The organism is Pseudomonas sp. VS40 (genome assembly GCF_018587885.1).
In the GTDB taxonomy this organism is placed as follows: Bacteria; Pseudomonadota; Gammaproteobacteria; order Pseudomonadales; family Pseudomonadaceae; genus Aquipseudomonas; species Aquipseudomonas pergaminensis.
Window position 1 is genome coordinate 215,490 of the sequence record NZ_JAGYWD010000007.1, and the last position, 19,987, is coordinate 235,476.

Here is a 19,987-nt window from a genome sequence, read left to right on the forward strand (position 1 = left end):
AATACCGCTCAGAAGCCTGCATTTTCTTAGCAGGCTACTAATCTGTATTGGTGCAAGTCGTAGCAATCACGCACTGTAAATGTGCAGTTCCGTTACGCGGTCTGTTACAGCTGTAGGAACTGTCGTTTATAGCTTTGGTTGCAGGTGCGACCTGCCGAGGTTGTACTTTCTGGACTCACTGGTTGCACCTTCTGATGCTAGAGGGTTGCACGTCCTGGCGAATGGAGGCGAAACGCCTGCAATAACAATGACACCGTGTCTTTTTGAAGAATAAAAACGTAATGGCACGCGCCTTGCTCTGGGCTTTCAGTGAAAAGTTTGAACGCAAGTTGTCGTGCCAAAAATCAAAAATATCGGAGCACCACTCATGTCCCAGACGTTTTACAAGAAAGGTTTTCTGGCCCTCGCCGTTGCAGCGGCGCTGGGTGTTTCTGCGTTTGTTCAAGCTGATGTGAAGATTGGCGTAGCGGGGCCGATGACCGGTGCCAACGCCGCTTTCGGTGAGCAGTACATGAAGGGTGCCCAAGCGGCAGCCGATGTGATCAACAAGGCCGGCGGCATCAACGGTGAGAAAATCGTGCTGGTTGCCGGCGACGATGCGTGCGAACCCAAGCAGGCCGTGGCTGTGGCCAACCGCCTGGCAGACCAGGACAAAGTGATCGGCGTGGTCGGCCACTTCTGCTCCTCCAACACCATCCCGGCGTCCGAGGTGTATGACGAAGCGGGCATCATCGCGATCACCCCAGGTTCCACCAACCCACAAGTGACCGAACGTGGCCTTGGCGCCATGTTCCGCATGTGCGGCCGTGACGACCAGCAAGGCATCGTTGCCGGCGACTACATCGTCGACGTGCTCAAGGGCAAGAAAGTCGCCGTGATCAACGACAAGGACACCTACGGCAAAGGCTTGGCTGACGCTACCGCTGCCCAGTTGACCAAGCGCGGCGTCAAGCCAGTGCTGGAAGAAGGCCTGACCCGTGGCGAGAAAGACTTCAGCGCCCTGGTCACCAAGATTCGCTCCACCGGTGCCGACGTCGTGTACTTCGGCGGCCTGCACCCGGAAGCCGGTCCACTGGTTCGCCAGATCCGTGAAGCCGGTCTGAAAGACGTGAAGTTCATGTCCGATGACGGTGTTGTGACCGACGAACTGGTGGCCACCGCTGGCGGCAAGCAATACGTCGATGGCGTGTACATGACCTTCGGCGCTGACCCGCGCCTGCTGCCAGACAGCAAGGCGGTGGTGGAAGAGTTCCGTAAGAACGGTACCGAGCCAGAAGGCTACACCCTGTACGCCTACGCGTCGGTCCAGGCCCTGGCCGCCGGCTTCAACGGTGCCAAGTCCAACAAGGGTGAAGATGCCGCCAAGTGGCTCAAGGCTCACCCGGTAAAAACCGTCATGGGCGAAAAAGCCTGGGATTCCAAGGGCGACCTGAAAATCTCCGACTACGTGGTTTACCAGTGGGATAAAGACGGCAAATACCATCAGCTGGAAAAACAGAAGTAAGCATTAACGCGACCACGCAGGCACCACAGAGCCACTGTGGGAGCCGGGCTTGCCCGCGATGACGGACTGACAGTCGACACCTGCGTTGAATGTGAAACCGCTATCGCAGGCAAGCCAGCTCCCACAGGGGATCGAGGTTGCCAACTGCATCGTGTCCAGCAACGACTCTGTTTTTTCCTCCAGAAGCGCCGCACACCCACCGGTGTGCAGGTGCTCACCGCGTGAGATTGCGTTATGGATGGTATTTTCCTGCAGCAACTGGTCAACGGCCTGACCCTCGGGTCGGTCTATGGCCTGATCGCCATCGGCTACACAATGGTCTATGGCATCATTGGCATGATCAACTTCGCCCACGGCGAGGTTTATATGATTTCCGCTTACCTCGCGGCGATCAGTCTGGCACTGCTGGCTTACTTCGGCATCGAATCCTTCCCGCTGCTCATTCTCGGCACCTTGATCTTCACCGTGGTCGTCACTGGCGTTTACGGTTGGGTCATCGAGCGTGTCGCCTACAAACCGCTGCGCAACTCCACCCGACTGGCGCCGCTGATCAGCGCCATCGGCATCTCCCTGATCCTGCAGAACTACGCGCAGATCGCCCAGGGCGCCAAGCAACAAGGTATTCCTACCCTGCTGGCCGGGGCCTGGCGTGTCGACATCGGCAGCGGGTTCGTCCAGCTCACGTATACCAAGGTCTTCATCCTGGTCGCCGCCTTCGCCGGCATGGCCCTGCTGACCTACGTGATCAAGTACACCAAGCTCGGCCGCATGTGCCGCGCGACCCAGCAAGACCGCAAGATGGCGTCGATCCTCGGCATCAACACCGACCGGGTGATCTCCTACGTGTTCGTCATCGGTGCCGCCATGGCTGCATTGGCCGGCGTGCTCATCACCCTCAACTACGGCACCTTCGACTTCTATGCCGGCTTCATCATCGGCATCAAGGCATTTACCGCAGCGGTACTCGGCGGCATCGGCTCCCTGCCTGGGGCGATGTTGGGCGGGATCATCCTCGGTATCTCCGAGTCGTTGTTCTCGGGGTTGATCAACTCTGACTACAAAGACGTGTTCAGTTTCTCCCTGCTGGTGGTGATTCTGATTTTCCGTCCCCAGGGCCTGCTTGGTCGCCCACTTGTGGCGAAGGTGTAAACATGTCTGCTGCCAAACCAATCGATATCAAGAAAAGTGTGGTCGATACGGTCCTCGCCGGGCTGATTTCGCTGATCGTGTTCGGTCCGATCGTCGGCGTTGTACTCGACGGCTACAGCTTCAACCTGGAACCGGCCCGCGTGGGCCTGCTGGTGGCCATTGTGATGGTCGGCCGCTTTGCCATGAGCCTGTTCCTGCAAACCCCCAAGGGCGTGAAGATTTTGCAGGGCTTTGAGAGCAGTGGCTCTGGCGTGCATGTGCTGGCGCCGGACTACAAGTCGCGGCTGCGCTGGATCATCCCAGCACTGATCGTGATCGCCATCGTGTTTCCGATCTTCGCCAACAAGTACCTGCTGACCGTGGTGATCCTCGGGCTGATCTACGTGTTGCTCGGCCTGGGCCTCAACATCGTGGTGGGCCTGGCCGGCTTGCTCGACCTGGGTTACGTGGCGTTCTACGCCATCGGCGCTTACGGCCTTGCTCTGGGTTATCAATACCTGGGCCTGGGCTTCTGGACCGTGTTGCCATTGGCGGCCATCGCCGCAGCGTTGGCGGGGTGCATACTCGGGTTCCCGGTGCTACGAATGCACGGTGACTATTTGGCCATCGTGACCCTGGGCTTTGGTGAAATCATCCGTCTGGTGCTCAACAACTGGCTGTCGTTTACCGGCGGACCCAACGGCATGCCGGTGCCCTCGCCGACCTTCCTCGGCCTGGAGTTCGGCAAGCGCGCGAAGGATGGCGGGGTTCCCTTCCATGAATTCTTCGGCATCGACTACAACCCCAACATCAAATTCCTGTTCATCTACATTGTGCTGTTCCTGGTGGTGCTGGCCGTGCTGTACATCAAGCATCGCCTGACCCGCATGCCGGTAGGCCGCGCCTGGGAAGCGCTGCGCGAAGATGAAATCGCCTGCCGTTCCATGGGCCTGAACCACGTGCTGGTCAAGCTCTCGGCCTTCACCATCGGTGCATCGACTGCCGGTTTGGCCGGTGTGTTCTTTGCCAGCTACCAGGGCTTCGTCAACCCGTCATCGTTCACCTTCTTCGAGTCGGCGCTGATCCTGGCCATCGTGGTGCTGGGCGGCATGGGCTCGACGGTGGGCGTGGTGATCGCGGCCTTTGTATTGACCGTCGCCCCCGAGCTGCTGCGCAGCTTCTCCGAGTACCGCGTGCTGCTGTTTGGCGTGTTGATGGTAGTGATGATGATCTGGCGACCGCGCGGCCTGATCCGGATCAGCCGCACCGGTGTGACGCCACGTAAGGGGGTAGCGCCATGAGCAAGGAAGTCGTGCTCTCCGTGGAACACCTGATGATGCACTTCGGTGGCATCAAGGCCTTGAGCGACGTGAGCCTCAAGGTCGAACGCAACTCGATCTTCGCCCTGATCGGCCCCAACGGCGCCGGCAAGACCACGGTGTTCAACTGCCTTACCGGTTTCTACAAAGCCAGCGGCGGCAAGATCGAACTCAACATCCGTGGCAAGCAGACCAACGTGATCCAACTGCTGGGCGAGCGCTTCAAGGCCACCGACTTTGTGTCGCCCAAGAGCTTTTTCAGCCGCGTTTACTACAAGATGTTTGGCGGCACCCACCTGGTTAACCGTGCCGGTTTGGCGCGTACCTTCCAGAACATTCGCCTGTTCAAGGAAATGTCGGTGCTGGAGAATCTGCTGGTGGCCCAGCACATGTGGGTCAACCGCAACATGCTCGCGGGCATTCTCAACACCAAGGGCTACCGCAAGGCTGAAAGCGATGCCCTCGACCACGCCTTCTACTGGCTGGAAGTGGTGGACCTGGTGGACTGCGCCAACCGCCTGGCGGGTGAACTCTCCTACGGTCAACAGCGCCGCCTGGAAATCGCCCGCGCCATGTGCACCCGGCCGCAGATCATCTGCCTGGACGAACCCGCTGCGGGCCTCAACCCCCAGGAAACCGAAGCCCTCAGCGCGATGATTCGCCTGTTGCGCGACGAACACGACCTCACGGTGGTGCTGATCGAACACGACATGGGCATGGTGATGAGTATTTCCGACCACATCGTGGTGCTCGACCACGGCAACGTGATCGCCGAAGGCGGGCCGGACGCGATCCGCAACGACCCGAAAGTGATTGCCGCCTACCTGGGCGCTGACGAAGAGGAGTTGGTATGAGTGCACCTATCCTCGAAATGAAGGACCTGGACGTGTATTACGGCCCAATCCAGGCCCTGAAAAAAGTCTCGCTGCACATCAATGAAGGCGAAACTGTCAGCCTGATTGGCTCCAACGGCGCGGGCAAGTCCACGCTGCTGATGTCGATCTTCGGCCAGCCACGGGCCGAGTCGGGGCAGATCATCTATAACGGCGTGGACATTACCCACAAGTCGTCGCACTACATCGCCTCCAACGGCATTGCGCAGTCGCCGGAAGGGCGGCGGGTGTTCCCTGACATGACCGTCGAGGAGAACCTGCTGATGGGCACCATCCCGATTGGCGACAAGTTTGCCCAAGAAGATATGCAGCGCATGTTCGAGCTGTTTCCACGGCTCAAGGAGCGGCGTAACCAGCGCGCCATGACCATGTCCGGCGGCGAGCAGCAAATGCTCGCCATCGCCCGCGCGCTGATGAGCCGGCCCAAGCTGTTGCTGCTGGATGAACCGAGCCTGGGCCTGGCGCCGATTGTGGTGAAGCAGATCTTCTCGACGTTGCGCGAGCTGGCCTCCACCGGGATGACCATCTTCCTGGTGGAACAGAACGCCAACCATGCGCTGCGCTTGTCGGACCGCGCGTACGTGATGGTCAACGGCGAGATTCGCCTGACCGGCACCGGCAAGGAATTGCTGGTGAACGAGGAAGTGCGCAACGCCTACCTTGGCGGGCACTGATGTAAAACTTGATGCAGGCCTCCTGTAGGTGGCTGCTGTATGTGGGAGCTGGCTTGCCTGCGATGCAAACGCCTCGGTCTATCAGTTGAACCGAGGAGATTGCATCGCAGGCAAGCCAGCTCCCACATTTGTTTTTGCGGTGTTCACAAGGCCGCTGCCAAATTGTGGAAAACAAATCTGGCTCCCCTCCAAAGCGCGACATATAGCCGCCGCAAATCCCTGTTTTGTCACAGTTTTGACTTGTCCCCATCCGCTGTGGAACCGGCTGTGGGTAACGTGGGTGTAGCTGGCTGGACGCCAATAAATACGGGGCCTGTAGCGCGATGGTTAATATTTGATCAGGCGGTTTTTAGTGACCGCTCCAGCACTTTGTCAACCTGTTTAAAGACACAGGTATATGACCGAAAAATGTCTATACAGCCTGTGGATAAGTCTGTGACTAAACTCTGGAAAGACCGCCGCAGAGGCCGGAATGACTGGCCTGGAGCCATCGTTCCGATTTCCCGTTCTTCCTGGGGCCTACATACGCTCCCGCCAAGGTCAAGCAAAAAACTTTCTAAAACCGCCTGAAACCCTTGTGTATAAAGGCCTGAGGCATTTTGCACTTGCCCCCAAAGACTGTGGGCGCAGCTGTGGATAACCTGCGCGCATATAGCTGCAAGCCACGGTTTATATGGCGTTGCTCGTCATGGTTAAAAAATGATCAGGTGCGCGTGAAGTTGTGTGCATAGCGGTTGCCGCCATCGCGGCGTACGGGCATTCTGCTGGCTGATTTTTTCCCCGATGCCCGCAAGGAGAACACCATGTCCGACACGCTGTTTATTACTGGCGCAACCTCAGGTTTCGGCGAAGCCTGCGCCCGTCGTTTTGCCGAAGCCGGCTGGAAACTGGTGCTCACTGGCCGTCGTGGCGACCGCCTGAATGCGCTGGTCGAAGAGCTTTCCAAGCAGACCGAAGTACACGGCCTGGTGGTGGATGTGCGGGATCGCAAAGGCATGGAAGACGCCATCGCCAACCTGCCTCCGTCGTTCGCCAAGCTGCGCGGGCTGATCAACAACGCCGGCCTGGCCGTGGGCACTGACCCTGCGCCCAAGTGCAGCCTCGACGATTGGGAAACCATGGTCGACACCAACATCAAGGGCCTGCTGACCACGACCAGCCTGCTGCTGCCGCGCCTGATCGCCCATGGCCGTGGCGCCGGTATCATCAACCTGGGCTCCATCGCCGGCAGCTACCCCTACCCGGGCAGCCATGTGTATGGCGGCTCCAAGGCATTCGTGAAGCAGTTCTCGCTGAACCTGCGCTGCGACCTGCAGGGCACCGGCGTGCGCGTCACCAACATTGAGCCAGGCCTGTGCGAGAGCGAGTTCTCACTGGTGCGTTTTGGCGGCGATCAGGCGCGCTATGACGCGACCTATGCGGGTGCCGAGCCGATCCAGCCGCAGGACATCGCCGACACGATCTTCTGGGTGCTCAACACACCGGCGCACGTGAATATCAACCGGTTGGAACTGATGCCGGTGAGCCAGACCTGGGCTGGGTTTGCGATTGAGCGTGGCGCCAAGGGCTGACGCTCCGTCCTGCTGGTTTTTGTGGTGAGCGAGCTTGCCTCGCGCGGGGCAAGCCCGCTCACCACAGGATCAGGTTTTTACCGGTAACCATGCGGCAAATCGGCCAAAACACGACATAAGGTACACTCCACCCGGTAAAACCCCTCCGCACTGTGCGGATTTAAGGTTTTGACGGGAGGAAATGTGAGTAACCGAGGTGAGCAGGCACTGCTCAAACAATCGACCATCCTGATGTTCGCTGTCGCGATCGCCGGGATCGTCACGGGTGTGGTATCCGGCGCCCAATCCATTCTGTTCGACGGCTTTTTCTCGCTGATCGCCACCGCTATCAAGGTGTTGATGCTGATCACGGCCAAGCTGATCGCCAAGAAAAGCAACGAGCGCTTCCAGTTCGGCTATTGGCACCTGGAACCCATGGTGCTGCTGATCGAAGGCAGTTTCCTGTTGCTGATCGCCATCTATGCGTTCCTCAACGGTGTGTTCGGCATCATCAATGGCGGCCGCGAGATCGAGTTGGGGTTGGTGATCATCTACGCGGCGGTGTTTACCGTCGTCGAGTTCGCCTACTTCTTCTACGTGCGCTACCGCAATCGCAGGCTGAAATCATCGCTGATCCAGTTCGATAACATCAGTTGGCTGGTGGACGCGATGCTGTCGGTGGGCTTGCTGATCAGCTTTCTGGCGGCACTGTTGCTCAAATCCCAGGGCTATGGCGAGTGGGCGGTATACGTCGACCCGTTGATCCTGATCCTGCTGGCCCTGAGCATGCTGGCGCCGGCGTTCAAGATCCTGCGCCCGGCATTGCGCGAGGTGCTGGGGATTGCGCCAGACCACCTGGACGACAAAGTGCGCGAAGTGATGGAGGCGGTGCAGGCCAAACATGGTTTCGACGACTACGTGTCGTACGTGCAAAAGCACGGGCGGGCGCGGTTTATCGAGATTCATGTGGTGCTGCCGGCGGATTACCCGGTGGATAACGTCGCGACCCTCGACGCGCTGCGCGAAGAGATATCCACAGGGCTCGGCACGCCGGATGCGGCGCGTTGGCTAACGATCAGCTTTACCGGGGATCGCAAGTGGATTGCGTGAGGTCAGTGAGACCGAGTTGACGCCTTCGCGAGCAAGCCCGCTCCCACATTTCGACCGTGTTTCAAGGATGTACTCGGCCAAACTGTGGGAGCGGGCTTGCTCGCGAAGAGACCCTGGCATTCACCCAAGATGCTGGACAAGGCCCTGATAGCAAGTCGCCAAATGATAAGGGGTAGTCGAAGGCATATCCCACCGACTCACCACACCTTGGGCATCCAGGCATTCATTCCAGCCTTTTGCATGCAAGAAGTGCTGTTGCAGCGCCAGCAATTGGCGCTGCAGCACTGCTTCGCTGTCCGGCCGCAAGGTCAGTGCCCGCAGGTACTCGGCCTGGGCCCAGATCCGCTGGGTTCCGTCGCGCACAGTGCCATCCAGCGCCAACATGCCGCTGACCGCACCGCTGGCGTTATCCACACCCTTGAGCTCGGCGTAGGCGAAAGCCCGCGTCAGCGAAGCATGCAGCGGCGTACCGCGCAGCACATCCGAAGACTCCAGCAAAAAGAACCACTCGAATTGATGGCCCGGCTCGAACCAGTTATCCACAGCGCCCAGCGGTTTTTCCATCATCACGCCGTGCTGGCGGTCGATGAAACGCTGCTGCATGGCCGTCGCCAAGGCCAGCAGGGCCGCTCGCACTTGTGCATCTTCACGCACGGCGAGGGTAGCGAGGAAACCTTCGGCCAGGTGCATCAGTGGGTTCTGCAACGGGCCGGACTTGAGGGACGACCAGTTGCGCTCCAGCACGGCTTCATACAAACCGTCGCCGCTGGAAAACCGCTCGGCGACCACTTCCAGGGCAGCATTGAGGACTGATTCCACCAGCGGCTCGCGCACCTTGGCCCAGTAATGGGCGCAGGCAAAGATGATGAACGCGTGGGTGTAGAGATCTTTGCGCTTGTCCAGCGGCTGGCCGGCAGGGTCGATGCTGTAGAACCAGCCGCCGTGCTCGGCGTCGTGGAAGTGCCGTTGCAGCGAACGGAACAGCGCCGCCGCGCGCTCTTCGGCAAACCCTGCGCCGGGCTCGCCGATCAGGCTGGCGAACAGGTACAACTGCCGCGCACAAGCCATGGCGCGATAGCGTTGGGGGGGGAGCGGCTGGTGATCGGCGTCCAGCGCCTCATAGGGCAATGCCAACTCGGCGTTCCAGCCAGGGCCTTGCCAAAGCGGCACGATCAGGCTGTGGAAGTGCGTGAGCACGGTGTTCAAGGCGGGTTGGGAAGCGCTGGGCATTGGCTGGCGTCGTCACGGCAGGGGTGTAGGCGCGCATGGTATCAGGCTTGGGTTGTGTGGTGTCTTTGAGACCGTCATCGCGGGCAAGCCCGGCTCCCACATTTTGATTTGCAAATCCAATCAAATGTGGGAGCGGGTTTGCCTGCGATGAGGCCCGTACAAGCGCAACTTCACTCAGCCCGCGAGCAACCAGGCTCCAGTCGCCGCCGAAGCCGCCCCAGCAATCCGCACCAACGGCGCCGCTGCGGCTGGCAGGAAGCGCACCACGGCATAACCGGCCGCGTGCAGCACCGCCGTTGCACCGACAAAACCCGCCGCATATGTCCAAGGGCTGGACATGTCCGGCAGTTCCAGGCCATGGGCCACGCCGTGGAACAGCGCAAACAAGGCCGTCGCCCCGACTGCCACGAACAACGGTGGACGCACCGCCAGCGCCACCGCCAAGCCCAGCGCCAGCACCGACGCGGCAATCCCGCTTTCCAGCGCCGGCAATTCCAGGCCTTCAAAACCCAGCACACCACCGATTAGCATGGTGCCCACGAAGGTGCACGGCAGTGCCCAGCGCGCGGCGCCTTTTTGTTGGGCGGCCCACAAGCCGACCGCCACCATGGCCAGCAGGTGGTCGATACCGCTCAAAGGGTGGCTGATGCCGGCCACCAGGCCATTGTCGCCATGGCCCGGATGAGCGAAGGCCAGGGCCGGGGCCAGCAGCAGGGCGGCGGCGGTGAAGAGTTTCTTGAGGCTCATGGACAGGTTCCTTATGGGTTGATCAGGCGGCGGTCAGCAGGCCTTGGCGTTCGATGAAGGCGACGATGTCATCCAGGCCGACACCGGTTTTCTGGTTGCTGAACACAAAGGGTTTGCCGTTGCGCATGCGGGTGGTGTCGCTGTTCATCAGCTCCAGCGACGCACCGACCAAAGGCGCCAGGTCGATCTTGTTGATCACCAGCAGGTCGGACTTGCAGATGCCAGGCCCGCCCTTGCGCGGAAGCTTGTCGCCGGCGGACACGTCGATCACGTAGATGGTCAGGTCGGACAGCTCCGGGCTGAAGGTCGCCGAAAGGTTGTCGCCGCCGGACTCCACCAGGATCAGGTCCAGGCCGGGGAAGCGGCGGTTGAGTTGATCCACCGCCTCCAGGTTGATCGAGGCGTCTTCGCGGATCGCCGTGTGCGGGCAGCCGCCGGTTTCCACACCGATGATGCGTTCCGGCGCCAGGGCCTGGTTGCGCACCAGGAAGTCGGCGTCTTCGCGGGTGTAGATATCGTTGGTGACCACGGCCAGGTTGTAGCGGTCGCGCAGTGCGAGGCACAGGGCCAAGGTCAGGGCGGTCTTGCCGGAACCGACCGGGCCGCCAATGCCGACGCGCAGGGGTTGTGTATTCATGGGTGTGTTCTCCTAGGAACGGAACAGGCGGCTGTACTGGCGCTCGTGGGCCATGCACGCCAGGGACAGGCCAAACGCGGCGCTGCCGAAAGGGATGGGGTCGATGCGGCTGGCATCCTGCTGGGCTTGCTGCAACAGCGGCAGCAGTTCGCTGGTCAGGCGCTGGGCGGCTTGCTGGCCCAGGGGCAGGGTCTTCATTAGCACGGCCAATTGGTTTTCCAGCCAGCTCCACAGCCAGGCGGCGAGGGCATCGGCGGGGCTGATGCCCCAGGCGCGGGCGGCGAGGGCCCAGCCCAAGGCCAAGTGGGGCTCGGTGGTTTGTGCGAGGAAGTCGCGCGCAGCGTCGTCCAATTCCGGCAGGCCGTTGAGCAATTGTTGCAGGGAGTAGCCCATCTGCCGGCTCTCCTGATACAGCTCGCGGGTCTCGCGGCTGGCGCGGTGTTCGTCGCACAGCTGCGCCAGCCGCGACCAATCCGCGTCCAGGGCGGCCTGGCAATGGGCGAGCAGCAGCGGTGCCTCGAAACGCGCAAGGTTGAGCAGCAACTGATCGCTGATCCAGCGTCTTGCACTCGCTGCGTCAGCGACACGGCCGTTCTCCACCGCCATTTCCAGGCCTTGGGAATAGCTGTAGCCGCCAATCGGCAATTGCGGACTGGCCAGACGCAGCAGCGCCCAGGCTGGGTTCATAGACGCACGCCGAACTGGTGCAGCTTGGGCGGGTAGTTGAAGTCTTCATCGCCATGGCGCGAGTGATGGTGCCCGCCACCGTAGGCGCCATGCTCCGGCTGGAACGGCGCCTCGATGGTTTCGGTGTGCGCACCCAGTTGTTCGAGCATGGCCTTGAGCACATAGTCGTCGAGCAGGCGCAACCAGCCATCGCCCACTTGCAGTGCTACGTGGCGGTTGCCCAGGTGATAGGCCGCGCGGGTCAGTTCAAACGCACTGCTGCACGTCACATGTAAGAGTTGTTCAGGCCGAGCGCACACGCGTACGACGCGTCCGTCCTCGGCCTGCAGGCATTCGCCATCGTGCAGCGGTGGCTGGCCACGCTCCAGGAAAAGGCCGACGTCTTCACCGTCGGCACTGAAACAGCGCAGGCGGCTTTTGCTGCGTGCTTCGAAATTCAGCAGCAACTCAGCGGCCCAGAGGGCTTGGGGGGCGATTCGACGGTGGATCACCAGCATCAGGAAGCTTCCAGCTATGAGCGATGAAACACCTAGAGCAAGGGGCTTGCCAACCTCGTTGGAGAGTAGGAATTGCCTGTAGGCAGGTGGGGCAGCGCCACTAAATAGGGCGAGCGGAAACCGACGAAGTGCTCCAAAGTGGTGCAAGTTATTGCTTGTTGCACGCGTGGTGGGCGTTTTCAGATTTTCCCTACAGGGTCTGAGGAAACGGCGTTCATCTGCTTACCTGCGAGATCATTAGTCTGTGCGCCGTGTTTAATCCACTGCGACGTTCATCATGTTCAAGTCACTTTGTTACCTGTTTATTGCCAGCCTGGCATTTGCGCTTTCATCGGCCTCCGCCTCTCTACAGCCTCATACTTCTTTCTCGGCCTCACTGAAAGAAGCGTCCATCAACGATGTGGTCGACCGCGCCCACGAACTGCTGGGCACCCCTTACAAATGGGGCGGCACCTCGGCGGACCAGGGCTTCGATTGCAGCAGTTTCCTGGTTTATCTGTTCAAGACCGAGGCCAATATCCAGATACCGCGCACCACCGCCGCGATGCACCGCTCAACCGCCGCGACCATCAAGCGCACTGCGCTCAAGCCCGGTGATGCGGTGTTTTTTAGAGGTAATGGGCGCGGCCAGGTCAGCCATGTGGGCCTTTATATCGGCGAGGGCAAATTCATCCATTCGCCGCGCACGGGCAAGAGCATCCGCATCGACTCGTTGAGCAACAAGTATTGGAACAAGCACTACACAACGGCCAAGCGTTTCCACTCGGCGGGGTGATCGCGTTATTCGGTGCTGCCCAGGCCTTGCCAGTGCTTCAAGCCGATAAAGATAAAGCGCAATTGCTGGGTGATTTTCGCCTGGGGCGTGAGATGGTCGGGCAGGGCCTGGGCCGGTGGGTCGATGATGTCGGGGAGGGTGGCGAACACACTTTTGACGATCAGGTCGGCCATCACGTGCAAGCCTTCGGGATCCAGGTGCTGCAGCTTGGGCATCAGCGTCAGGTCGGCCGCCAAGTCACGGGTGATGTCTTCGCGCAATGCACCGATGGCCTGGCGCACGGCCAGGCAGCCGCCGTATTGCTCGCGGGCCAGGAACAGGAATTGCGATCGGTTGGCCGAGACCACATCGAGGAAGATCCGCACGGAGGCATCGATAATACCGCCCATCACGAATTCGTTGTGGCGCACCAGACGGATCGTGGCGCGGAAGGTCTGGCCCACTTCACTCACCAGCACAAGGCCAAGCTGGTCCATGTCGGCAAAGTGGCGATAGAAACCGGTGGGCACGATGCCGGCCGTCTTCGCCACTTCGCGCAGGCTCAGGCTGCCAAACCCACGGCCACACTCCATCAGATGGCGGGCTGCGTCCATCAGGGCGAGGCGGGTCTGTTGCTTTTGTTCGGCGCGGGGCAGCATTGGCGGGCGGGCTTTGTCGGCAAGTACAGCGACGCACTCTAGCAAAACAGCTTCGCTGGCGTCGAACTTGGCAGGGAGGACATGCGTGACAAGGTCTACAAAAAGTCAAAAGCCCGATCGGCGGATCGGGCTTTTTTATGGGCCACCACGGGGTTAGCTCTGTGCTTGATGCAGTTCTTGCAGACGGTCTGCACCACCTTCGGCAACACCTTCGGTGTAGGCGCGTTTGTTGGCTTGTTCAGCACCGCCTTCGACCAGGCCTTTCTGTTCGAGGCGATCACGGCCACCTTCGGCGACAGCGTTACGTTCCAGCAAGCGATCAGCACCGCCTTCAACCAGACCTTTCTGTTCCAGGCGGTTGCGACCGTTTTCGGTCAGGCCTTCGGTGTAAGCGCGTTTGTTGGCTTGTTCCGAACCATTTTCAGCAACAGCACCTTTGGCGTAGTCACGGTTCTCTTCTTCTTGCGAACCGCTGCGAGCGACAGTCTGGCTGTAATGAACGGCGTCAGCTTTGACTTGTGGGGTGGCCTGTTCGGCGGCTGGCAGGGCAAAGGCACTGGAAGCCAGGATGGATAACAGGGCGGTAGCGAGTACTTGGCGTTTCATGATGGGTTGCTCCTTGGGAGGGCGATAAAGTGGGTACAGGGCTAATGCTACTCTCGATAAGTCGATATAAAAGTTCATAAACACAATGGTAATAATCAACAGAATTGATTGTTCTAGGCGGAGGCTCTAGAACGGGCCTCTCAAGCACGCGGTTTTGCACCGGGGTGGGTATTTTCGACACGCACATGGGTAACATTGGTGCGCCGTCCCGGGCGGAATCTGTCGGGTTGGTCAGAAATCGAGGTTTTTCCTGGCAAATCGGGGATTGGGTTAAACCCCCGCGCGGTTTGCCAGTCGTAGTTCTATAAGCTGTCCTAAAGGGCTGTGACCCAGCCAGTCGTATTCAGGAGTCCTGTGCAATGACGCGCACTCGTAAAATCATCGCTTGGAGCTGCGCCAGCTTCGTTCTGTTAATCGCCGTGGCGGTTGTGGTCCTGGTGTTCTTTGACTGGAACCGCATCAAGCCGACCCTCAATGCCAAGGTTTCGGAAGAGCTGCACCGACCGTTTGCCATTAATGGCAACCTGGCGGTGGTGTGGGCGCGTGAGCCCGATGAAGGTGGTTGGCGCGCCTGGGTGCCGTGGCCTCATGTGATTGCCGAAGACCTGACCCTGGGCAACCCTGACTGGTCGAAAAACCCGCAGATGGTCACGCTCAAAAAGGTCGAGTTGCGCATTTCGCCGCTGGCATTGCTGGTGCAGCGCGTGGTGATCCCGCGCATCGACCTCACCGAACCGAGCGCGCAATTGCAGCGCCTGGCCGACGGCCGCGCCAACTGGACCTTCAAGTTCGACCCTAAGGACCCGAACGCCGAGCCCTCCAATTGGGTGGTAGACATCGGTGCCATCGGCTTCGACAAAGGCCATGTGACCCTCGACGACCAAACCCTCAAGACCCAACTGGATGTGATCATCGATCCGCTGGGCAAGCCCATCCCCTTCGGCGAAATCGTCGGCGATGCCGATGCCAAAAAGGCGCTGGAAAAAGGCTCCGCCCCGCAGGACTATGCGTTTGGCCTCAAGGTCAAAGGCCAATACCACGGCCAGAAGCTCGACGGCAGCGGCAAGATCGGCGGACTGCTCGCCCTGCAGGACGCGGCCAAGCCGTTCCCCTTGCAGGCCCAGGTCAAGATTGCCGACACCAGCATCGCCCTGGCCGGCACGCTCACTGACCCGCTCAACCTGGGGGCCCTCGACCTGCGCCTGAAACTCGCCGGCTCCAGCCTGGGCAACCTCTACCCACTGACTGGCGTGACCCTGCCTGACTCGCCGGCCTACTCCACCGACGGGCATCTGATCGCCAAATTGCACGAAGCCAACGGCGCCTCGTTCAGCTATGAAAACTTCAACGGCAAGATCGGCAACAGCGATATCCACGGCAACCTCGGCTACGTCGCTAGCCAGCCACGGCCCAAGCTCAGTGGTGCGTTGGTCTCCAACCAATTGCTGATGACCGACCTCGCGCCCTTGATTGGCGCCGACTCCAATGCCAAGCAAAAAGCCCGTGGCGGCGACAGCAAGCAGCCAGCGACCAAAGTGCTGCCAGTGGAAGAGTTCCGCACCGAGCGCTGGCGCGTCATGGATGCCGATGTGGAATTTACCGGCAAGCGCATCGTGCACAGTGCCGAGCTGCCCTTTACCGACCTCTACACCCACCTGGTGCTCAATGACGGTGAACTGAGCCTCGAACCGCTGCGTTTCGGCGTGGCCGGCGGCAAGCTGGACGCGCAGATTCGTTTGAATGGCCGCACGGTGCCGATGGAGGGCCGCGCCAAACTCACCGCGCGCAACTTCAAGCTCAAGCAGCTGTTCCCAACCTTCGAACCGATGAAAACCAGTTTCGGTGAGCTTAACGGCGATGCCGATATCTCCGGGCGCGGCAACTCGGTCGCAGCACTGTTAGGCACCTCCAACGGTGACCTCAAGATGCTGATCAACGACGGCGCTATCAGCCGTGGCCTGATGGAAATCGCCGGGCTCAACGTGGGCAACTACGTGGTGGGCCGCCTGTTCGGCGACAAGGAAGTGAAGATCAACTGCGCGGCGGCGGACTTCGGGATCAAGACCGGCCTGGCGACCACGCGGTTGTTTGTGTTCGATACCGAGAACGCCATCATCTACATCGATGGCACCGCGAACATGGCCACGGAGCAATTGGACCTGACCATCACCCCGGAATCGAAAGGCTTCCGCCTGTTCTCCCTGCGTTCACCGTTGTACGTTAACGGGCCGTTCATCAAGCCGAATGCCGGCGTGAAAGCCATTCCCCTGGCGCTGCGTGGCGCAGGCATGGTGGCGCTCGGTGTCATCGCTGGCCCGGCGGCCGGGCTGCTGGCACTGGTTGCCCCAAGTGGCGGCGAGCCGAACGAGTGCGCACCGTTGCTGCAACAGATGAAGGAAGGCAAGGCGCCGAAAACCGTAAAAGGTTGATCGGCCAAAAAAAAGGAGCCGGCAAGCCGGCTCCTACAGGGTAGTGCGGGGTTACAGGCTTTCTAGGATGTCGGCCATATCATCGGCATGCTCTTCTTCCTGGGCCAGGATTTCTTCGAAGAGGCGGCGCGTGGTTGGGTCTGTGTCGCCGATGTATTGAATGATTTCGCGGTAGCTGTCCACGGCAATGCGCTCGGCTACCAAGTCTTCGTAGACCATTTCCTTCAAGTTATTGCCTGCCACGTACTGTGCGTGGGAGTTCTTCGACAGCAGGTCCGGGTTGAACTCCGGCTCACCGCCCAACTGCACGATGCGCTCGGCGAGCTTGTCGGCGTGTTCGGCTTCCTGGGTAGCGTGCTCAAGGAATTCCTGCGCGGCGACTGCCGCCTTAATGCCGCTGGCCATGAAGTAGTGGCGCTTGTAGCGCAACACGCAGACCAACTCGGTGGCCAGCGAGGCGTTCAGCAGGCGAATGATTTCTTCGCGATCGGCGTCGTAGCCCTCGGTCACGGCACCGTTTTCGACGTTCTGGCGGGCGCGGCTGCGCAGGGTCGCAACGTCAGTCAAGTTTGCTTCAGTCATTTCAATCTCCTGGGGCTAATCCGGTTTTGCGCCACGCTCTGCCGGCGTGATCGCTCCCAGTTGTGAGTCCCAGGCAACGCAAAAAGTTTTATCGGATTTTCCAGCCGCGTCATCAGCCGGACTTGAGGCTGGGCTAGGCTGCATGGATCAGATTAAGAGGATGCCCGGTTCATGCCGCAGTCGTTGGCCACGCGTTACCCCCTGGTGTTGGTGCCGGGCATGCTCGGATTTGTGCGCCTGGTTTGGTTCCCCTACTGGTACGGCATCGTCCCCGCGCTACGGGCGGGCGGGGCGCAGGTGTTTCCCGTGCAGGTGGCGCCGCTGGATTCCAGCGAGGTGCGCGGCGAGCAATTGCTGGCGCACATCGAGCGCATCCGCCGCGACACCGGGGCCGACAAGGTCAACCTGATCGGCCATAGCCAGGGCTCGCTCACCGCGCGGTATGCGGCGGCCAAACGTCCGGAGTGGGTGGCGTCGGTGACGTCCGTGGCCGGCCCCAATCATGGCTCGGAGCTGGCGGACCATATCCATCTTCATTATCCCGCTGACGGCGTAAAAGGCCGACTCATGAGCGCACTGTTTCACCTGGTCGCCTTCGTGATGGGCGTGCTGGAAACCGGCTATCGCGGGCCACGCTTCAAGGCGGACTTGCAGGCGTCCCATCACTCCCTGACCAGCGCCGGCGTGGCGCTGTTCAATCGAAATTATCCACAGGGGTTGCCGCAGACATGGGGCGGGCAGGGCGCGGAAGTGGTCAACGGCGTGCGCTATTACTCGTGGTCCGGCACCTTGCAGCCGGGCATCACCGACCGTGGCCGCAACCTGTTCGACGGCACGAATCGCAGCTGCCGCGTGTTCGCCCGCAGCTTCGTGCGCGAAAAGGGCCAGTGCGACGGCATGGTCGGGCGCTACAGCTCACACTTGGGGTTGGTGATCGGCGATGACTACGCCCTTGACCACTTCGATATCGTCAACCAGTCCATGGGCCTGGTGGGCAAGGGCGCGGAGCCGATCCGTCTATTTGTCGAGCATGCGCAAAGGCTCAAGGCTGCTGGAGTCTAGTCGGGAGACCGCGTTTTCGTTCTTCGCGAGCAAGCCCGCTCCCACATTCGACCGAGTTCCACCTTTGGAATGTGGGAGCTGGCTTGCCTGCGATAACGACGGTTCAGGCAGCACTGACCGGCGTGGTCCAGCGCTCCGACAAGATCACCCCACCCAAGGTCAGCAGGCCGCCCACCAAGTGATACAGCGCCAGTTCTTCCTTCAACACCACGGCGGCAATCAGCGCGGTGATCAGGGGCAGCAGGTTGAAAAACAAGGTTGTGCGGCTCGGCCCCAGGGTTTTCACTGAATGCATCCACGCCAGCGGCGCCAGCATCGAGGCCAGCAGGCAGGCATACAGCACCAGCGGAATGTTGGCCCAGCCCAGGCCGGCCTTGGTCGAGAACAGGAACAGCGGAAACAGCACCACCACCGCCACCAGCACCTGCAGATACAGCAACACCAGCGGCGGCAGGCGCAGCTGCCATTTTTTCAGCAGGGTGCTGTAGACCGCGTAGGCCAGGGTCGCGACCAGCATCATGCCGTCACCCAGGTTGACCCCGTGCTGCAACAGCGCGTCGAGGCTGCCGGCCGACACCACCACGACCACACCGGCGAATGACAGCACCGCGCCGGTCAGGGCGCCGTAGGTCAGGCGCTGGCCGAGGCTGATAATGGCCGCCGTCAGCGCCATCAATGGCATCAACGACAGGATAATGCCCATGTTGGTGGCGCTGGTCAGTGACGCGGCGTAGTACGCCAGGCTCTGGTACACCGCCATGCCCAATACGCCGAGGATGAACACCTTGCCCAGGTTCGGGCGGATCAGCGTCCAGTTGGCGATCACCGGCTTGACCATGAACGGCGTGAACAGCAGCGCCGCCAGCAGCCAGCGGTAAAAGCCGATTTCCGCCGGGAAGATCGAGCCCACGGCCAGTTTATTGACGACGGTGTTGCCGGCCCAGATAAAAATGGCCAGCAGGGGATAAGCGTATTGCATCGAAAGGAACCAGGTGTGTTGATGAGGCGGGATTATCCATTGTCTGGATCGAAGCCTATACTGCGATCCAGACAACCGACCTCTGTATCCAGACAATATGGCCAAGCACAATGTACGCCTGGCGGATTTCCCCCGGCTGCCGAGCCCGGTGTACTTCCGTTATTCGGATTTCGCCCCGGACACCGAATGCACCCCGCACCAGCATTTATGGGGCTCGTTGGACTACTCGGCCAGCGGCGTGATGCGCATGGAAGTGGCCGGCAACCGCTTCATGTCACCGCCGCAATACGCCGTGTGGGTGCCACCGCATACCGAACACAGCTCCTACAATGCCGAGGCAATTGTCTACCACTCGGTCGGGTTGGCGCCGGAACTCTGCGAGCAATTGCCGCAGCAGCCTTGCACCCTGGCCATCAGCGACATCCTCAAGGCCATCCTCAGCGACTTCGCCCAGCGCGATGTGAACATGCCGCAGACTGAGTCCGACATCCGCCTGGCCCAGGTGCTGGTGGACCAGCTCAAGCAAGCGCCGATTCATGAGTGTTTCTTGCCCTACGCCCGTCACCCCGGCCTGCTCGGCGTGCTGGAAGGCCTGCAGGCCGACCCCGGCGACAACCGCCCGCTGGCGCATTGGGCCGAACAGGTGCACGTGAGCGAGCGCACCCTGGCGCGTCAGTTTGTGCGCGAGCTGGGCATGAGCTTTGGCGAGTGGCGCCAGCGCTTGCGTTACCTGGCGGCCATCGAGGCCCTCGACAGCGAACGCAGCGTGCAACATGTGGCGTTTGACCTGGGCTACAGCACCGCCTCGGCGTTTATCGCCATGTTCCAGCGCCAGGCCGGCTGCACCCCTGAGCAGTATCGACGGACACACATTCGCGGCCGATGAAGATGTAACAAGCTTTGACTACACTGCTGGGTAGGCCGTGCCCCCCGGTGCGGT

The 19,987-nt window shown here is 60.7% G+C and carries 20 protein-coding genes; 11 read left to right on the forward strand and 9 right to left on the reverse strand.

The annotated features are described in order from the left end of the window. Positions 1-367 precede the first annotated feature (367 nt). The 7 genes from KHP07_RS21750 (at position 368) to KHP07_RS21780 (ending at position 8,178) form a co-directional block, all read left to right on the forward strand. Positions 368-1,504, forward strand: a complete 1,137-nt coding sequence (locus KHP07_RS21750) for a branched-chain amino acid ABC transporter substrate-binding protein (RefSeq protein WP_078046622.1) — start codon at positions 368-370, stop codon at positions 1,502-1,504. A 234-nt stretch (positions 1,505-1,738) separates the two neighbouring features. After that, positions 1,739-2,653, forward strand: a complete 915-nt coding sequence (locus tag KHP07_RS21755; protein ID WP_010213575.1) for an ABC transporter permease subunit — start codon at positions 1,739-1,741, stop codon at positions 2,651-2,653. A gap of 2 nt (positions 2,654-2,655) precedes the next feature. Next, positions 2,656-3,933 (forward strand): high-affinity branched-chain amino acid ABC transporter permease LivM, encoded by a 1,278-nt coding sequence (livM, locus tag KHP07_RS21760; protein WP_078046623.1) that lies wholly within the window; start codon positions 2,656-2,658, stop codon positions 3,931-3,933. Next, entirely contained in the window at positions 3,930-4,805 is an 876-nt protein-coding gene (locus KHP07_RS21765) for an ABC transporter ATP-binding protein (RefSeq protein WP_025857340.1), read from the forward strand. The genes livM and KHP07_RS21765 overlap by 4 nt, the downstream gene beginning before the upstream one ends. Further along, positions 4,802-5,518: an ABC transporter ATP-binding protein gene (locus KHP07_RS21770; RefSeq protein WP_078046624.1), complete on the forward strand. Its 717-nt coding sequence runs from the start codon at positions 4,802-4,804 to the stop codon at positions 5,516-5,518. The genes KHP07_RS21765 and KHP07_RS21770 overlap by 4 nt, the downstream gene beginning before the upstream one ends. Positions 5,519-6,321: 803 nt before the next feature. After that, positions 6,322-7,089 carry an SDR family oxidoreductase gene (locus tag KHP07_RS21775; RefSeq protein ID WP_078046625.1) on the forward strand — a complete coding sequence of 256 codons (768 nt, stop codon included), beginning with the start codon at positions 6,322-6,324 and terminating at the stop codon, positions 7,087-7,089. Between the two features lie 183 nt (positions 7,090-7,272). Then, entirely contained in the window at positions 7,273-8,178 is a 906-nt protein-coding gene (locus tag KHP07_RS21780; protein ID WP_078046626.1) for a cation diffusion facilitator family transporter, read from the forward strand. Between the two features lie 120 nt (positions 8,179-8,298). Here the strand turns inward: KHP07_RS21780 and KHP07_RS21785 are convergent, their stop codons facing one another. The 5 genes from KHP07_RS21785 to ureE form a co-directional block, all read right to left on the reverse strand. After that, positions 8,299-9,408: an AGE family epimerase/isomerase gene (locus KHP07_RS21785; protein WP_214498007.1), complete on the reverse strand. Its 1,110-nt coding sequence runs from the start codon at positions 9,406-9,408 to the stop codon at positions 8,299-8,301. 174 nt (positions 9,409-9,582) lie between these two features. Then, the gene (locus KHP07_RS21790; RefSeq protein ID WP_078046628.1) at positions 9,583-10,155 is read right to left on the reverse strand and encodes a HupE/UreJ family protein; all 573 of its coding nucleotides are present in this window, start codon (positions 10,153-10,155) and stop codon (positions 9,583-9,585) included. Positions 10,156-10,177: 22 nt separating this feature from the next. Then, positions 10,178-10,792, reverse strand: coding sequence for an urease accessory protein UreG (gene ureG / locus KHP07_RS21795; RefSeq protein ID WP_016972570.1), 615 nt, complete (start codon positions 10,790-10,792; stop codon positions 10,178-10,180). A 12-nt stretch (positions 10,793-10,804) separates the two neighbouring features. Then, complete coding sequence (locus KHP07_RS21800) at positions 10,805-11,479, reverse strand: urease accessory protein UreF (RefSeq protein ID WP_078046629.1); 675 nt, start codon at positions 11,477-11,479, stop codon at positions 10,805-10,807. Continuing rightward, the gene (gene ureE, locus KHP07_RS21805; RefSeq protein ID WP_078046630.1) at positions 11,476-11,976 is read right to left on the reverse strand and encodes an urease accessory protein UreE; all 501 of its coding nucleotides are present in this window, start codon (positions 11,974-11,976) and stop codon (positions 11,476-11,478) included. The genes KHP07_RS21800 and ureE overlap by 4 nt, the downstream gene beginning before the upstream one ends. Positions 11,977-12,253: 277 nt before the next feature. Between ureE and KHP07_RS21810 the strand changes: the two genes are divergently transcribed. Next, positions 12,254-12,751, forward strand: a complete 498-nt coding sequence (locus KHP07_RS21810) for a C40 family peptidase (protein ID WP_078046631.1) — start codon at positions 12,254-12,256, stop codon at positions 12,749-12,751. Between the two features lie 5 nt (positions 12,752-12,756). Here KHP07_RS21810 and KHP07_RS21815 read toward each other — a convergent pair whose 3' ends face one another. Continuing rightward, positions 12,757-13,389 carry a TetR family transcriptional regulator gene (locus KHP07_RS21815; protein ID WP_012721951.1) on the reverse strand — a complete coding sequence of 211 codons (633 nt, stop codon included), beginning with the start codon at positions 13,387-13,389 and terminating at the stop codon, positions 12,757-12,759. Between the two features lie 153 nt (positions 13,390-13,542). Continuing rightward, the gene (locus KHP07_RS21820; RefSeq protein WP_078046632.1) at positions 13,543-13,995 is read right to left on the reverse strand and encodes a hypothetical protein; all 453 of its coding nucleotides are present in this window, start codon (positions 13,993-13,995) and stop codon (positions 13,543-13,545) included. A gap of 359 nt (positions 13,996-14,354) precedes the next feature. On the opposite strand from KHP07_RS21820, the gene KHP07_RS21825 reads away from it, so the two are divergent. Further along, positions 14,355-16,424, forward strand: a complete 2,070-nt coding sequence (locus KHP07_RS21825; RefSeq protein WP_078046633.1) for an AsmA family protein — start codon at positions 14,355-14,357, stop codon at positions 16,422-16,424. 51 nt (positions 16,425-16,475) lie between these two features. Here KHP07_RS21825 and KHP07_RS21830 read toward each other — a convergent pair whose 3' ends face one another. Beyond that, complete coding sequence (locus KHP07_RS21830) at positions 16,476-17,006, reverse strand: ferritin-like domain-containing protein (protein WP_078046634.1); 531 nt, start codon at positions 17,004-17,006, stop codon at positions 16,476-16,478. A 171-nt stretch (positions 17,007-17,177) separates the two neighbouring features. Here KHP07_RS21830 and KHP07_RS21835 point away from each other — a divergent pair, with 171 nt between their 5' ends. Next, a complete protein-coding gene (locus KHP07_RS21835) occupies positions 17,178-18,068 on the forward strand; it encodes an esterase/lipase family protein (protein ID WP_099493486.1) in 891 nt (296 codons plus the stop codon). Between the two features lie 103 nt (positions 18,069-18,171). Here the strand turns inward: KHP07_RS21835 and KHP07_RS21840 are convergent, their stop codons facing one another. Then, complete coding sequence (locus tag KHP07_RS21840) at positions 18,172-19,047, reverse strand: DMT family transporter (protein WP_078046636.1); 876 nt, start codon at positions 19,045-19,047, stop codon at positions 18,172-18,174. Positions 19,048-19,144: 97 nt separating this feature from the next. Here KHP07_RS21840 and KHP07_RS21845 point away from each other — a divergent pair, with 97 nt between their 5' ends. After that, a complete protein-coding gene (locus KHP07_RS21845) occupies positions 19,145-19,933 on the forward strand; it encodes an AraC family transcriptional regulator (RefSeq protein ID WP_099493485.1) in 789 nt (262 codons plus the stop codon). The last annotated feature ends 54 nt before the right edge of the window (positions 19,934-19,987 follow it).